This window comes from Kitasatospora sp. NPDC051702, from assembly GCF_040681575.1.
Lineage (GTDB): Bacteria > Actinomycetota > Actinomycetes > Streptomycetales > Streptomycetaceae > Kitasatospora.
The window spans coordinates 1-14,726 of record NZ_JBFAZB010000049.1 but is presented as its reverse complement, the minus strand read 5'-3'; the positions used below and the strand labels follow the sequence as shown (position 1 = coordinate 14,726).

At 73.9% G+C, this 14,726-nt stretch carries 6 protein-coding genes; 5 read left to right on the top strand and 1 reads right to left on the bottom strand.

All coding sequences use genetic code 11. The features are described from left to right. The first annotated feature begins 134 nt into the window (after window positions 1–134). The 3 genes from AB0N04_RS31150 to AB0N04_RS31140 all read left to right on the top strand — a co-directional run bounded on the left by AB0N04_RS31150 (window position 135) and on the right by AB0N04_RS31140 (window position 3,784). Complete coding sequence (locus tag AB0N04_RS31150; RefSeq protein WP_360211135.1) at window positions 135–2,360, top strand: MMPL family transporter; 2,226 nt, start codon at window positions 135–137, stop codon at window positions 2,358–2,360. A gap of 238 nt (window positions 2,361–2,598) precedes the next feature. Further along, window positions 2,599–2,889: a helix-turn-helix transcriptional regulator gene (locus AB0N04_RS31145; protein WP_360211133.1), complete on the top strand. Its 291-nt coding sequence runs from the start codon at window positions 2,599–2,601 to the stop codon at window positions 2,887–2,889. 214 nt (window positions 2,890–3,103) lie between these two features. Further along, complete coding sequence (locus AB0N04_RS31140) at window positions 3,104–3,784, top strand: AfsR/SARP family transcriptional regulator (RefSeq protein WP_360211131.1); 681 nt, start codon at window positions 3,104–3,106, stop codon at window positions 3,782–3,784. Window positions 3,785–3,955: 171 nt separating this feature from the next. Here AB0N04_RS31140 and AB0N04_RS31135 read toward each other — a convergent pair whose 3' ends face one another. Further along, on the bottom strand, window positions 3,956–11,104 hold the full coding sequence (locus tag AB0N04_RS31135) for an amino acid adenylation domain-containing protein (protein ID WP_360211129.1): 7,149 nt from the start codon (window positions 11,102–11,104) through the stop codon (window positions 3,956–3,958). 223 nt (window positions 11,105–11,327) lie between these two features. On the opposite strand from AB0N04_RS31135, the gene sbnA reads away from it, so the two are divergent. Continuing rightward, window positions 11,328–12,365, top strand: coding sequence for a 2,3-diaminopropionate biosynthesis protein SbnA (gene sbnA, locus AB0N04_RS31130; RefSeq protein ID WP_360211127.1), 1,038 nt, complete (start codon window positions 11,328–11,330; stop codon window positions 12,363–12,365). An 85-nt stretch (window positions 12,366–12,450) separates the two neighbouring features. Further along, window positions 12,451–14,726, top strand: a 2,276-nt coding sequence (locus AB0N04_RS31125) for a condensation domain-containing protein (protein WP_360211125.1), incomplete at its 3' end; no start/stop codon positions are given.

Sequence of the window (14,726 nt, the reverse complement as noted above, 5' to 3'; positions counted from 1 at the left end):
CGTCGAAGTTGTACCCGTGATCATGCGCCGGAGCGTCACTAGATTCAGGGACGCGAGCAAACGTCGCACCGCACCGGCCGGACTCGGAAGTCAGGCCCGTGGCCGATCCGGGCATTTCTTCTGAGGAGGGGAACGTGATCGTGGAAGGCAGGAACGTGATCACCAGGGCCGCTCGGTGGAGCGCCGTCCACCCCTGGTGGGCGATAACGCTCTGGGTGGTGTTCGTCGTGGGGGCCCTGGTGGTCGGCGGCGTCACGGGCACCCGGCAGGCCACCACCTCCGACCTCTCCATCGGGCAGTCCGGCCGGGCGGCCGAGATCGCCCGCAGCGGCGGTCTGCAGGAGCGCGCGGTGGAGAACGTCCTCATCACCCCGTGGGGCGGTGGGCAGCTCGACCCGGTCCGGGCCGGGGCGGCCGCCTCGGACGCCGCCCGCGACCTGCGCGACGTGCCCGGCATCAGCGCCGTGGACGAGCCGGTGTCCGCCCCGGACGGCTCGGCGATGCTCGTCCCGGTGACCCTGGACGGGGATCCGGAGACCGCCTCCGACCGGGTGCAGCCGATCATCGACGCCGTGGCGAGGACCCACGAGTCGCACACCGACCTGCGGATGGAGCTGGTCGGCGCCGGGTCGATCAAGGCCGGGCTGAACGAGATGCTGAGCAAGGACCTCGGCAAGGCCACCGTGCTGAGCCTGCCGGTGACCCTGCTCGTCATGGTCTTCGTCTTCGGTGCGATCGTCGCCGCGAGCGTCCCGGTCGTGCTCGGCCTGTCCTCGGTGCTCGCCGGGCTCGGCCTGTGGGGGGTGGCCTCCCAGCTGGTGCCCGACCCGGGGCCGGTGACCCACGTCATCGTGCTGATGGGGATGGCCATCGGGGTCGACTACTCGCTGTTCTACCTCAAGCGCCAGCGCGAGGAACGGGCCCTGGGCGCCAACAACATCGACGCCATCGAGATCGCGGCCGCCACCTCCGGGCACTCGGTGCTGGTGTCCGGCGTGGTCGTCATGATCTCGATGGGGGCGCTCTACCTCGCCGGTCACATCGCCTTCGAGTCGATGGCCACCGGCGCGGTGCTGGTGGTCGGGATCGCGATCATCTCCTCGCTGACCGTCCTGCCGGCCATGCTCTCCCGGTTCGGCCGCTTCCTGGACGCCCCCCGGGTGCCGCTGGTGTGGCGGCTCACCCAGGCCGGCGGGGTGAAGCCGCGGCTCTGGTCGACGATGCTCAAGCCCTCGCTGCGCCACCCGGTGATCGCGCTGGTGCTCTCGGTCGGCGCCCTGCTCCTGCTCGCGGTGCCGGCCCTCGGCCTGAAGCTCAAGGCCACCGGGATCGACGACCTGCCCCGCTCGATCCCGGCGATGCAGGCCAACGAGCGGCTGACCAGGTCGTTCCCGAGCCCGGCGGACACCCACACCGTCGCGGTGAAGGTCCCGGACGGCAAGGCCTGGGAGCTGGCCACCGCGGTGACCGCGCTGGTCGACCTCACCTCCCGGGACGACCTCTTCGTGCACTCCCCCGCCCCGGTGGTGCGCACCTCGCAGAGCGGGACGGTGGCCACCGTGGCGATCGGCACCCGGTTCGACAGCGGCTCCCCGGAGGCCCGCGCCTCGCTCGCCCGGCTGCGCGAGGACCTCGCCCCGCAGACCCTCGGCGCGATCGCCGGCGCCCAGTTCGCGGTCGGCGGCAGCGACGTCGCCTTCGACGTCGACTACCGGGCGAACGTGATGCGCAAGATGCCCTGGGTGCTCGGGGTGGCCCTGGTGCTGACCTTCCTGGTGATGACCGCGGCCTTCCGCTCGGTGATGCTGGCACTGATCACCGTGGTGCTCAACGTGCTGTCCGCGGCGGCCTCCTTCGGCCTGCTCGCGCTGATCTTCCAGCACACCTGGGCGGAGGACCTGCTGCACTTCGAGTCCACCGGCCGGGTGGTCGCCTGGCTGCCGCTGATGCTCTTCGTGATCCTGCTCGGCCTCTCGATGGACTACCACGTGTTCGTGGTCAGCCGGATCCGGGAGGCGGCCCGCGGCGGACTGTCCGTCAAGGAGGCCGTGGAGCAGGGGATCACCCGCACCGCCGGGGTGGTGACCAGCGCCGCGGTGGTGATGGTCTGCGTGTTCGCCCTGCTGGCCTCGCTGAACTTCATCGAGATGAAGCAGATGGGGGTCGGCATGGCCTGCGCGGTGCTGCTCGACGCCACGGTGATCCGGATCGTCGTGCTGCCGGCCGTGGTCACCCTGCTCGGCTGGAAGACCTGGTGGCCCTCGCGGCTGGCCCGCCAGACCACCACCCGCACCCCGCGGATCCCCGCCATCGTGGCGGCCGCCGCGGCGGCCTCGGCGGCCCGGACGACACTTCCGTAACACCGGAACCACCCGTACCGGCCGGGGGGAAGGGCTATCCTTCCCCCCGGCCGTTTTCGTGCGCATACCCGTCTGATAACGGCCATGACAAGGTGTTTGACTCCACCTATCCTGTGGTGGTTTGTTACGGGAGTTGTAGAATCGCATGCGCGTTCGCCGGTGCGTGAGAGCCTTCCGAGGGGGGAGGCGGGCCGGCAACCGCACAACGGGGAAGCAGGGGGCGGTCAGGGGGGTGGCCATGCACAGTGACGGCAGCCTCGCCTCGACGCGCTGGCATGAGGAGCTCAACCGGGTCGGGACGCTGTCCGGACGGGAACGACAGGTCTTCGACCTGATCGGGGCCGGGCACTCCAACCGCGGCATCGCCGCCCGACTGCACGTCACCGAGCGCACGGTGAAGGCCCACGTGGCCAACATCCTGGCGAAGCTCGGTGTGGAGTCGCGGCTTCAGGTAGGGCTGGTGGCCCAGGTCCACCAACTCATGTACGAAGGTACATGGCCGCACGAGCCACGTGTGACCGATACTTGACCAGCGCGAATGATACCCAGGCTTTTCCCCATTTTCAGGCCCCCCTAAACAAGTCGACCGCTGTTCGTAGTGGCGGGCCTGAGGTCTCAACAGAAAAGCTTGTGGCTGGAGTTCACCGCTAGGGACGGGGAAATTGGTGTACATCTCCATTTTGGGCCCACTGTTGATCGGCGACGGTCAACGCACAGTAGGTCTAAGGGCGAAGAAGAACCGCGTGATGTTGACCATGCTGGCGCTCAACGCCGGCCAGGTCGTCGCGTTCGACGAGCTGATCGACGAACTGTGGGGGGAGGCACCGCTCAAGAACGCGCGCAACGCGCTGCAGGCCAACGTCAAGCGCATGCGCAAGTCCTTGGCGGAGCTCGGCCTGGAGGGGCCGGACCAGGAGGTCATCCGCACGGTCGACAACGGATACATGCTGAACGTCTCGGAGGAGTCGGTCGACGCGTACCGGTTCCTGCGGACGGCGGAGAAGGGCGCGCAGCTGGTCGGCGACCGGCCGTACGAAGCCATGGACACGCTCCGCGGGGCACTCGCGATGTGGCGCGGACCGGCCCTGCTCGACACGAGCGACGGGCCCTGGTGCCGGGCCGTCGCGCTGCGTCTGGACGAACAGCGCAAGACGGCCCGCGAGGACCTGATCGCGGCTCAGCTCCAGGCCGGCGAGGCCGCCGCGGTGGTGGCCGAGCTGAAGCAGTTGCTCGCGCAGTACCCGGAACGGGAGCGGTTCAGCGAGCAGCTGATGATCGCGCTCTACCGGTGCGGCAGACAGTCCGAGGCCGTCGACATCTTCCACCGCACGCGGAAGTGGCTCGACGAGGAGCTGGGGCTCAAGCCGAGCCGCCGGCTCCACCACCTCTACCAGGCGATCCTGATGCAGGATCCCTCCCTGTAGGTCCCGGACAGCTCCCGGGGTGACTCCCGGGGCGAGGGCAGCTCGCCCCGTCCGCCGGCGGCTCCGTCAGGGGCCGCCGGCGTTCTTGCGCGTCGTTCCGGCGCGTGTCGTTCTCGTGCGTCGCTCCGGCGGTGGCCGGGCCCGGTCTCCCGGGCCCGGCCACCGGGCGTTTCAGGACCCGCGCAGCCCGGTGTCGACCACCGCGCCGATCCGGCGGGCCGCCGCCGGGGCGAGCATCTCCTCGTGCCCGCACGGGACTTCGTGCAGGGTGAGGGCACCGGTCAGGTGCGCGCGCCAGCGGTCGGCCAGTTCGGCGGCCGGGGCGCCCTGGACCTCGTCCGCCGCGGTGAACAGCAGCAGCGACCCGTCGAACCGCCCGGGCGTGAACTCCCGCGCGATGTCGGTGTGGTGGCGCATCACCGTCATCAGCCGGCCGAGCTCCCGGTCGTCGATGCCGGCCCCCGCGGCGTGGTGGGCGAGGAAGGCCGAGCGGATCTCCTCGTCGGTCGGGTCGTGGTCCCCCTCGCGCACCGGGAAGACGTCCAGCGCCGCCAGGAAGGCCACCCGCTCGCCCTCCGCCTGCAGGCGGACCGCCATCTGGTGCGCCACCAGGCCGCCGAAGGACCACCCCAGCAGGTGGTACGGGCCGTGCGGCTGCACCCGGCGGACCCTGGCCAGGTAGAGCTCCGCCAGCTCCTCGACGCTCTCCGGCCGGTCCCACTCCCCCTCGGCGGCCGCGACGCCGTCGGACTGCAGCGCGTACACCGGCCGGTCCGGATCGACGTGCGGGGCCAGTTCGGCGTACGGCAGGCCGAAGCCCACCCCGCCGTGCACGCAGAACAGCGGCTCGGCGGAGCCCGTCGGGCGGATCGCCAGGACCGGCTCCAGCAGCTCCTGCGTCACCCGCGGGGCCGGCCCGGAGGGCCGGGCGGCCGCGGCGAGCGCCGCCACCGTCTTGTGCGTGAAGACGTCGGCCAGCGAGAGCGTGAAACCGGCCTTGGCGGCCCGGCTGACGATCTGCACCGAGCGCAGGCTGTCCCCGCCGAGGGCGAAGAAGTCGTCGTCCGCGCCGATCCCGTCCAGCCCGAGGATCTCGGCGAAGACCCCCGCGATGGCCTCCTCGGCCGGGGTGCTCGGCGGCTGCGCCGGGCCCCGGCCGGCCGCGGGCGCCGAGCCGGGGGCCGGCAGCGCGCGGGTGTCGAGCTTGCCGTTCGCGGTCAGCGGCAGCGCGGGCAGCGTCACCAGGGTCGCGGGCACCATGTGCGCGGGCAGCGACTCGGCGACGAAGGCGCGCAGCACCGGCACGTCCACGGCGGCGACGCCGGGCAGCGGCACCACGTACCCGGTCAGCTGGGGCACCCCGGTGGGCGAGGGGACGACCAGCACCGCGGCCTGGACCACCACCGGGTGGCGCACCAGCGCGGCCTCGACCTCGCCGAGCTCGATCCGGAAGCCGCGCAGCTTGACCTGGTGGTCGACCCGGCCGACGTAGTCGAGCGTGCCGTCGGCCCGCCAGCGCACGAGGTCGCCGGTGCGGTACATCCGGGTGCCGGCCGGGCCGTACGGGTCGGCGACGAAGCGCTCGGCCGTGGTGACCGGGCGGCCCAGGTAGCCGTGCGCCAGGCCGGTGCCGGCGATGTACAGCTCCCCGGTGACGCCGACCGGCGCGGGCGCGAGCGCCGCGTCCAGGACGTACAGGCGGTGGTTGTCCAGCGGGCGGCCGATCGGCGGGCGGCCGCTGCCCGGCAGCAGCGGGTCGCTCCAGGTCGCGCAGACCGAGGCCTCGGTCGGGCCGTAGGCGTTGCGGAACTCGGTCAGCGGGGCGAAGCGGTCGACCAGCGCGGGCGGGCAGGCCTCGCCGCCGACCAGCAGGTGCAGGCCCTCGGGCAGCACCACGTCGTCCGGCAGGCCGGCCACCACGGTCGGCGGCAGCACCACGTGGTTGACGCGGTGCTCGGCGAGCAGCGCGCCCAGCACCTCCCCGGAGACCCTGCTCTCGTCGGTGGCGCACACCAGGGTGCCGCCCGAGAACAGCGAGACCCCGAGCTCCCACACGGTGGCGTCGAAGCTGAACGAGGCGAACTGCAGCACCCGGGTGTCCGGCCCGGCGCCCATCCGCGCCCGGTGGTTGGCGACCAGGTTGGCGGCCCCCCGGTGCGGCACCACGACGCCCTTGGGGCGGCCGGTGGAGCCCGAGGTGTAGATCACGTAGGCGACGTCGTCCGGCCCGAGCGGACGGGTGCGCTCGGCGTCGACGGGGTCGTGGTCCGGCCGGCCGGTCAGGTCGGAGCGGGTGGCGAGCGAGTCCAGGACCAGCGGCACGACGCCGTCGGGCAGCCCGGGCAGCCGGTCGGCGACGGCCTCGACGGTCAGCACCTGGGCGGGCGCCGCGTCGCCCAGCATGTAGGCGATCCGGTCGGCCGGGTACTGCGGGTCGACCGGCAGGTAGGCGGCGCCGGTCTTCAGCACCGCGAGCAGCGCGACCACCAGCGGCGCGGAGCGCGGCATGGCCAGCGCGACCACGTCGCCCGGGCCGACCCGGCGCTCCAGCAGCAGGTGGGCGAGCCGGTTGGCCCGCTCGTTGAGCGCCGCGTAGGACAGCCGCATGGTGGCCGGTCCGGCCGGCACGCCGTCGGGGCCGATCAGGGCCGGGTGCTCCGGGTCTGCGGCGGCCAGGCCCTCGAACAGCTCCGTCAGGGTGACCGGGGTGAGCGGGGCGGTCGGGCCGGCCCACTCCTCCAGCAGGACCCGCCGCTCCTCGGCGGTGAGCAGGTCGAGGGCGCTGAGCGGGGCGTCGGGGGTGCCGGCCGCGGAGCCGAGCAGGGTGGCCAGGGCCCCGGCGAGGCGGGCCGCCGTCGCCCCGGTGAAGAGGTCCTCGCGGTACTCCAGGCGGATGTCCAGCCCGGCCGGGGAGCCGTCCGGGCCGGTCCGCTCCAGCACCTGGAAGGACAGGTCGAACTTGGCCGTGGTGGAGCCGACCGGCAGCACCTCGGCGGTCAGGCCGGGCATCGCGGGCAGCGGGTCGGCGCTGTTCTCGAAGGCCAGGATCACCTGGAAGAGCGGCTGCCGGCCCATCGAGCGGACCGGGTTGAGCTCCTCGACGAGGTGCTCGAAGGGCAGCTCGGCGTGCGCGTAGGCGGTCAGGTCGCTCTCCCGGACCCGCCCGAGCAGGTCGGTGAAGCTCGGGTCGCCCGAGGTGTCGGTGCGCAGCACCACGGTGTTGACGAAGAAGCCGACCAGGTCGCGGACGGCGTCGTCGGTGCGCCCCGCCACCGGGCTGCCGAGCGGGATGTCGGTGCCCGCGCCGAGCCGGGTGAGCAGGGCGGCGAGACCGGCCTGGACGGCCATGAACAGGCTCGCGCCGCCGCGCCGGGCCAGCTCGGCGAGCCGGGCGTGGGTCGGCGCGGGCACGGTGCACCCGACCTCGCCGCCGCGGTGCCCGGCCCGGGCCGGCCGCGGGAAGTCGGTGGGCAGCTCCAGCTCCTCCGGGATGCCCGCCAGCGCCTCGCGCCAGTGCGCGAGTTCGGCGCTGGCCAGGCTGTCCGGGTCGTCCTTGGAGCCGAGCAGTTCGCGCTGCCACAGCGCGTGGTCGGCGTACTGCACCGGCAGCGGCTCCCAGCCGGGTGCGGCACCGGCCAGCCGGGCCCGGTAGGCCGTGGAGAGGTCCCGGGCGAGCGGGCCGAGCGACCAGCCGTCGGCGGCGATGTGGTGCACCGTCAGGGCCAGTGCGTGGTCGTCCGGGCCGAGCACGAACAGCCGGGCCCGCAGCGGCACCTGGGCCGAGAGCTCGAAGGGGTGGGCGGCCTCGGCGGCCAGTGCCGCCCCGAGCGCGCCCGGCTCCGATCCGGCGAGGTCCACCACGACCAGCCGGGCGCCGGCCCCGTCGGCCTCCCCGGGGGAGAGCACCAGCTGCGAGGGCAGCCCGTCGGCCTCGGCGAAGACGGTCCGCAGGCTCTCGTGCCGGGCCACCACGTCCCGGACGGCGGCGGCGAGCGCGGCGGCGTCCAGCGGGCCGGTGAGGCGCACGGCCAGCGGGATGTTGTAGGTGCCGGTCGGGCCGTCCATCTTGTCCAGGAACCAGAGCCGCTCCTGGGCGTGCGAGAGCGGCACCGAGGACGGCCGGTCGGGGACGGCCCGCAGCGCGGGGCGCCGGGGGCCGGCCGGTTCGCCGGCCGCCTCGGGCGCCTCCGGGTCGAGGGCCCGGGCCAGCGCCTCGGCCGTCCGGGCGTCGAACAGCGCCCGCACCGGGACGTCGGCGCCGAGCGCGGCGCGCAGCCGGTTGGCGACCCTCGTCGCGGACAGCGAGTGGCCGCCCAGCTCGAAGAAGTCGTCGTCCGCGCCGACCCGGTCGAGGCCGAGGGCCTCGGCGAAGACCGCGCAGAGCAGCTCCTCGCGTTCGCCCACGGGCGCGCGCCCGGTGCCCGCCCGCTCGTCCGGCGGGGCGGGCAGGGCCTTGCGGTCGATCTTGCCGTTGGGGGTCAGCGGCAGATCGTCCAAGGGAACGTACACGGCAGGGACCATGTGCGTGGGCAGCACCGATGACGCCCGCTCCCGCAACCGGTCGCGGTCGATCCCTGCCGGTACGACATAGGCGACCAGGCGGGCGTCCCCCGCCCGGTCGGTGCGGGCCGTGACGACGGCCCGCGTCACTCCGGGCTGCGCCGCGAGCACGGACTCGATCTCGCCGAGCTCGATGCGGTAGCCACGGATCTTCACCTGGTGGTCGCTGCGCCCCGCGTACTCCAGGGCGGCGCCGGCGGCGTCCCAGCGGACGATGTCGCCGGTGCGGTACATCCGCGCGCCGGACGGCCCGTACGGGTCCGCGACGAAGCGCTCGGCGGTCAGGCCGGCCCGGCCCAGGTAGCCGCGGGCCAGGCCGGTGCCGGCGATGTAGAGGTCGCCGAAGGTGCCGTCGGGCACCGGGCGCAGCGCGCCGTCCAGGACGTACACCCGGGTGTTGGCGATGGGGCCGCCGATCGGCGGCGGGCCGGCCTCGGGGTCGGTCAGGGGTGCGGCGGTGGACCAGATGGTGGTCTCGGTCGGGCCGTACACGTTGGTCACCGACGCGCAGTGCGCGGTGAGCGTACGGGCCAGGGGTTCGGGCAGCGCCTCGCCGCCGACCAGGGCGCGCAGCCCGGCCAGCCGGGGGGCGTGGTCGGCGGCCAGCGACTGCCAGAGGCTGGGGGTGGCCTGCAGCAGGGTGGCGTCCAGCCCGGTGACGGCGTCGGCCAGCGCGGCCGGGTCGCGGACCGTCCCGCGGTCGGCGACCAGCAGTTCGGCGCCGGCGGCGAGCGGGACGAACAGCTCCAGGTTGGCGATGTCGAAGCCGAAGGTGGTGACGGCGAGGAAGCGGTCGGCGGGGGTCACCGCGAAGCGGGCGACCATGTCCTCGACCAGGTTGACCAGGGCGCCGTGCGGCACCACCACGCCCTTGGGGCGGCCGGTGGAGCCCGAGGTGTAGATCACGTACGCGGGGTGGTCGGCGAGCGGGGCCGTGCGTGCGCGCTGCCCGTGCGCACCGGCCCCGGTCTCCGTGCCGTCCAGCACCCACAGCTCGCCGGTGGCCGAGCCGCCGTCCGCGGTGAGGAGCTCGCGGACCCGGCGGTGGGTGAGGGTGACCACCGGGGCGGCGTCGGCCAGCATGTAGCGCAGCCGGTCGACCGGGTAGTCCGGGTCCAGCGGCAGGTAGGCGGCACCGGACTTGAGGACGGCCAGGGCGGCCACCACCAGGTCGCAGGAGCGGTCCAGCGCGATCGCCACGACCTGCTCGGGCCCGGCGCCGGCGGCGGTCAGCGCGGCCGCCAGTTCGTCGGCGCGCTCGTGGAGCCGGCGGTAGGTCAGCCGCTCGTCGCCGCAGCGGACCGCGGGGGCGTCGGGGGCGAGGGCGGCCCGGGCGTCCAGCAGCGGGGCCAGCCAGTGCCCGGACAGCGGCGTCGCGGTGGCGTTGCGGTCCTCGGTGACCCGGTCCCGTTCGGCCTCGTCCAGCACGTCCAGCCGGCCGCAGGGCTCGTCGGGCGCGGTGACCGCGGCGGCCAGCAGCCGGGCGAAGCGCCGCCCGACCAGCTCGGCCTCCGCCCGGTCCACCAGCGCCGGCACGTGGTTGACCGCGAGGCCGAACGGGGTGCCGGGGAAGACGGTCAGGGTGAGCGGGAAGTGCGTGGCGGAGCGGACGTCGGCGCCGGTCACCCGGGGGCCGCCGGCGGTGGCCAGCGGCAGGCCGCCCATCGGGTAGTTCTGGAACATCAGGGCGGTGTCGAAGAGTTCGCCGCGCACGGCGGTCAGCTGCTGGACCTCCGCCAGGGTCAGGTGCTCGTGCGCCAGCAGGTCGGCCTGCGAGCGCTGCACGTCGGCGAAGAGCTCGGCCGGGGTGCGGGCCGGGTCGACGTCCACCCGGACGGGCAGGGTGTTGGCGAACAGGCCCACCATCCGCTCGACGTCCGGGACCTCGGCCGGGCGGCCGGAGGTGACCGCGCCGAACAGCACCGTGTCCTGGCCGGTCAGCCGGGACAGCAGCAGCGCCCAGCAGCCCTGCACCACGGCGTTGACGGTCAGACCGCGCGAGCGGGCGAAGGCGGTCAGCGCGGCCGAGACCTCGGGGGTCAGGTCCAGCGGGACGGCCTGCGGCAGCGCGCCGGCCCCCTCGGCCCGGGCCCGGCCCGCCGGCACCAGCCGGGTCGGGTCGACCACTCCGGCCAGGGCGCCGGTCCAGGCCCGCCGGGCGGCTTCCTTGTCCTGCGCGCCGAGCCAGGCCAGGTGCGCCTGGTAGCGGGCGGCGCCGGTGCGCGGCTCCTTCGACGGCGTACCGCCGGCCTTCAACTCCTCTGCAAGCGCGGCGAGTTCGCCGATCAGCGAGACCATCGACCAGCCGTCCACCAGGATGTGGTGGACGGTCCAGATCAGCCGGCAGCGGCCGCCCCCGGCACGGGCCAGGGTGATCCGCTGCAGCGGCGGGCGGGCGAGGTCGAAGCGGCGCAGCCGGTCCTCCTCGGCGAGCCGGTCGAACTCCTCCTCCGGCCCCGCCGGGGCGGCCGTCACCGCGACCTCCCGCCAGGGCAGCTCGACGGAGGTGGGGACGACCTGGATCGCCTCGCCGTTCTTGCGGTGCCGGAAGCAGGCCTTCAGGTTGGGGTGCCGTTCCAGGAGGAGGCCGGCCGCGGTGCGCAGCGCTGCGGCGTCGGCGTCGGTCAGCTCCTCGAGGTCGAGCACCAGCTGAATGGTGTAGACGTCCGTCCCCTCGCGGTCGTACTCCGAGAGAAAGAGCAGTCCCTGTTGCAGCGGCGAGAGCGGGAGGACTTCACTGATGGCGGACGGCCGATTCAAACCGGGCTCCTCATGGAAGGCCTGCATGGTGCGGAATAACAAACGTTTTCCGATGGCGCTGACGGGCAACTGACCGGCAACTGACGGACCGCTGACGCGCGGCTCCCCGGCGGCCCGAAACCCTGGTGGCGGGCCCCGTCAGCAATCCGTCAGCCCCTCGTCAGCGCGCGACGAGAGGCTTGCCGCCGAGGCTAATTCGTTACCGAAGGCCAGGAGTCTCCAAGTGCCGGTCATTTCCGCGTCGCACGAATTCGAGGTCAGCGACCTCTTCGTGAATCTGCAGCCGTTCTTCGGGCACCGTCTCTTCCTGAAAGTCGAAGGGTTCAACTTCGCCGGGTCCATCAAGCTGAAGGCCGCCCGGGAGATGGTCGCCCAGGCCGAGGCCGCCGGGGTGCTCGGCCCCGGCTCGACCCTGGTGGAGTCGTCCTCCGGGAACATGGGCGTCGCCCTGAGCGTGCTCGCCGCCAGCCGCGGCTACAAGTTCATCTGCGTCACCGACTCGCGCTGCAACGAGGTGACCAGGCGCACCATGGAGTCGTACGGCGCCGAGGTGCACCTGATCGACGTGCCGCACGAGACCGAGGGCCTCCTCGGTGCCCGGATCCGCCACGTCAAGGCGCTGCTCGCCGCCGACGAGAAGCGGGTCTGGCTGAACCAGTACCTGAGCCCGGGGAACTGGATGGCCCACTACCGGACCACCGCGCCGGCCATCGCCCGCGAGTTCCCGGACCTGAACGTGCTGTTCGTCGGCGCGGGCACCACCGGGACCCTGATGGGCTGCGCCCGGTACTTCCGCGAGCGGCGCCCCTCGGTGCGGGTGATCCCGGTCGACAGCGTCGGCTCGGTCACCTTCGGCACCCCGCCGGCCACCCGGCACATCCCGGGCCTGGGCACCAGCGTCCGTCCGCCGCTGCTCGACGACACGCTGGTCGACGCCCCGATCCTCGTCGAGGAGGCCGACACCGTCCGCACCTGCCGCGAGCTGATGCGCGGCGGCTTCCTGTTCGGCGGGTCCACCGGGACGGCCGTCAGCGGGGCGCTGCGCTGGCTGGACGAGCACCACGGCGACGGCGCGGGCGGGGTGCGCGAGCGGATCACCGCCGTGACCATCGCCCCGGACCTGGGCGAGCGCTACATGGACACCGTCTACCACGACGCGTGGGTGCGCGACACGGTCGGCCCGGAGGGCCTGCTGCCCGGGATCGAGCACCGCGGGCTCGGGGCGGGCGTCGCCGCCGGGCTGCAGCCCGTGTCCGGCTGAGCGGACCGCACGGGCGCGAACAGCGGTGTCAGAGGTCGAGAGTGTCGCGGCGGGGCCGAGGCCGAGGATGACGGAGAGCAAAGCAGTGACCACCACCCGGAACGCAGTCCTGCCGCTGACCGCGGCGCAGGCCGAGATCTGGTTCGACGAGCAGTTCGCCGACGGGCCGCTGGCCTACAACATGGCGGACTACATCGACATCCGCGGGCCGCTCGACCCCGAGCTGCTCGGACGGGCGCTGCAGCGCCTCGGCCACGAGGCCGAGGGGCTGCGCGTCCAGTTCGTCGAGGAGGACGGCGCGCCGGGCCAGATCATCCGCCCGCTCGCGCAGATCCCGCTCAGGACGGTGGACCTCAGCGGCGAGGCGGACCCGCTGGCGGCCGCCGAGCGCTGGATGCGGGCGGACCACGCCGACCCGATGAAGGTCACCGACTTCCCGCTGTTCCGCGGCGCCCTGATCACCCTGGACGCCGAGCGGCACCTGCTCTACCTGTGCATGCACCACATCCTCGCGGACGGGTTCAGCCGCTCGCTGCTGTACCCGAAGCTCTCCGCCGTCTACACCCGGCTGGCCGCCGGCGAGGGCCCGGACGAGCTGGACGCCGACGCCATGCCGGCCTTCCACCGGCTGCTGGACGCCGAGCGCAAGTACCTCGACTCCACCAGCGTCGAGAAGGACCGCGCCTACTGGACGGACCGGCTCACCTCCGCCCGGCACGGCGCGGTGCCCGAGCTGGTGTCGCTCTCCGAGCAGGAGCCGGCCCCTGGCCGGGTCGCCCTGCGCGAGACCGCCCGGCTCTCCCCGGAGACCACCGCCGCGCTGCACGCCCTCGCCCAGGACGGCAAGGTCACCATGCCGGTCCTGATGGTCGCCGCGATGGCCGCCTACACCCAGCGCGTCACCGGCGTCCCGGCGCCGCTGCTCACCCTGCCGGTCACCGGCCGGGTCGGCGCGGTCAGCCGCGAGATCCCCGGCATGCTCGCCAACTACCTGCCGCTGGCCGTCCGGGTGCGCCCGGAGATGACCCGCACCGAGCTGCTGCGCGCGGCCTGGATCGAGGTCGCCGGCACCCTGAAGCACCAGCGCTACCGCGGGGACCGGGTGCGCCGCGACATCGGTCTGCGGATCGACGACCAGCGCGCCTTCGGCCCGTTCATCAACGTGCTCAACCAGGACCCGGAGCTGGCCTTCGGCGAGGGCTGCCGCGGGGTCGTGGTCAACCTGTCCACGGGCATCGTCAAGGACCTCATCATGACGGTCCTCAACGCGGACGACGGCACCGTCGAGATCCACCTCGACGGCAACCCCGAGCTGTACGACGCCGCCGAACTCGCCACCCACCTGGCCCGGTTCGAGACCTTCCTCGGCACCCTCGCCACCATGCCGGCGGACCGCCCGCTGGGCCAGGTGGGCCTGGGCGCCACCGGCGAGCAGCTCGGCCTGCTCGGCGGCTGGGACCGCGGCGCCGCCGCCGACCAGGGACTGGTGGAGCGGATCCGCGACGTCGCGGCCGCCCGGCCGGACGCGGTCGCCGCGGCCGACGGCACCGAGCGGATCACCTACCGCGAGCTGCTCGCCCGCGCGGGCGGCCTGGCCGCCCGGCTGGGCGACGCCGGGGTCACCACCGGTTCGGTGGTGGCGATGTACGCCGAACCCGGCGTCCCCTTCGTCACCGGCGTCCTGGCCGTCCTGGCCGCGGGCGGCGCCTACCTGCCGCTCGACCCGACCGCCCCGGCCGCCCGCAACACCGGGCTGCTGACCGACAGCGGCGCCCGCCACCTGCTGGCCGGCGCCGGGTACCGGGACCAGGCCGCCGAGGTCGCCGCCGGGGCGGCCGCCGTGCTGCCGCTGACCGACCCGGCCGACGGCATCGCCGGTGCGGCCCTGCCGACCCGCGGCCAGGGCCTGGACCTCGCCTACGTGATGTTCACCTCCGGCTCCACCGGGAAGCCCAAGGGCGCGATGGTGCAGCGCTCCGGGATGATGAACCACCTCTGGGCCAAGGTCGACGACCTCTCGCTCACCGAGGGCGAGGGCGTCGTCCAGAACGCCCCGCTCACCTTCGACGTGTCGGTCTGGCAGATGCTGGCCCCGCTCGTCGTCGGCGGCACCGTCCGGGTCTCCGGCACCGACATGGCCGCCGACCCGACCGCCCTGTTCGGGATGGCCCGCGACGAGCGGATCGCCGTCCTGGAGGTCGTCCCCTCCCTCCTGCGCGCCGCCCTCGACGCCTGGGACGTGGACGGCACCGCGCCGCAACTCCCCGACCTGCGCTGGCTGATGGTCACCGGCGAGGCCCTGCCCGCCGACCTCTGCCGACGCTGGCACGACCGCCACCCGCACATCCCGATGATGAACGC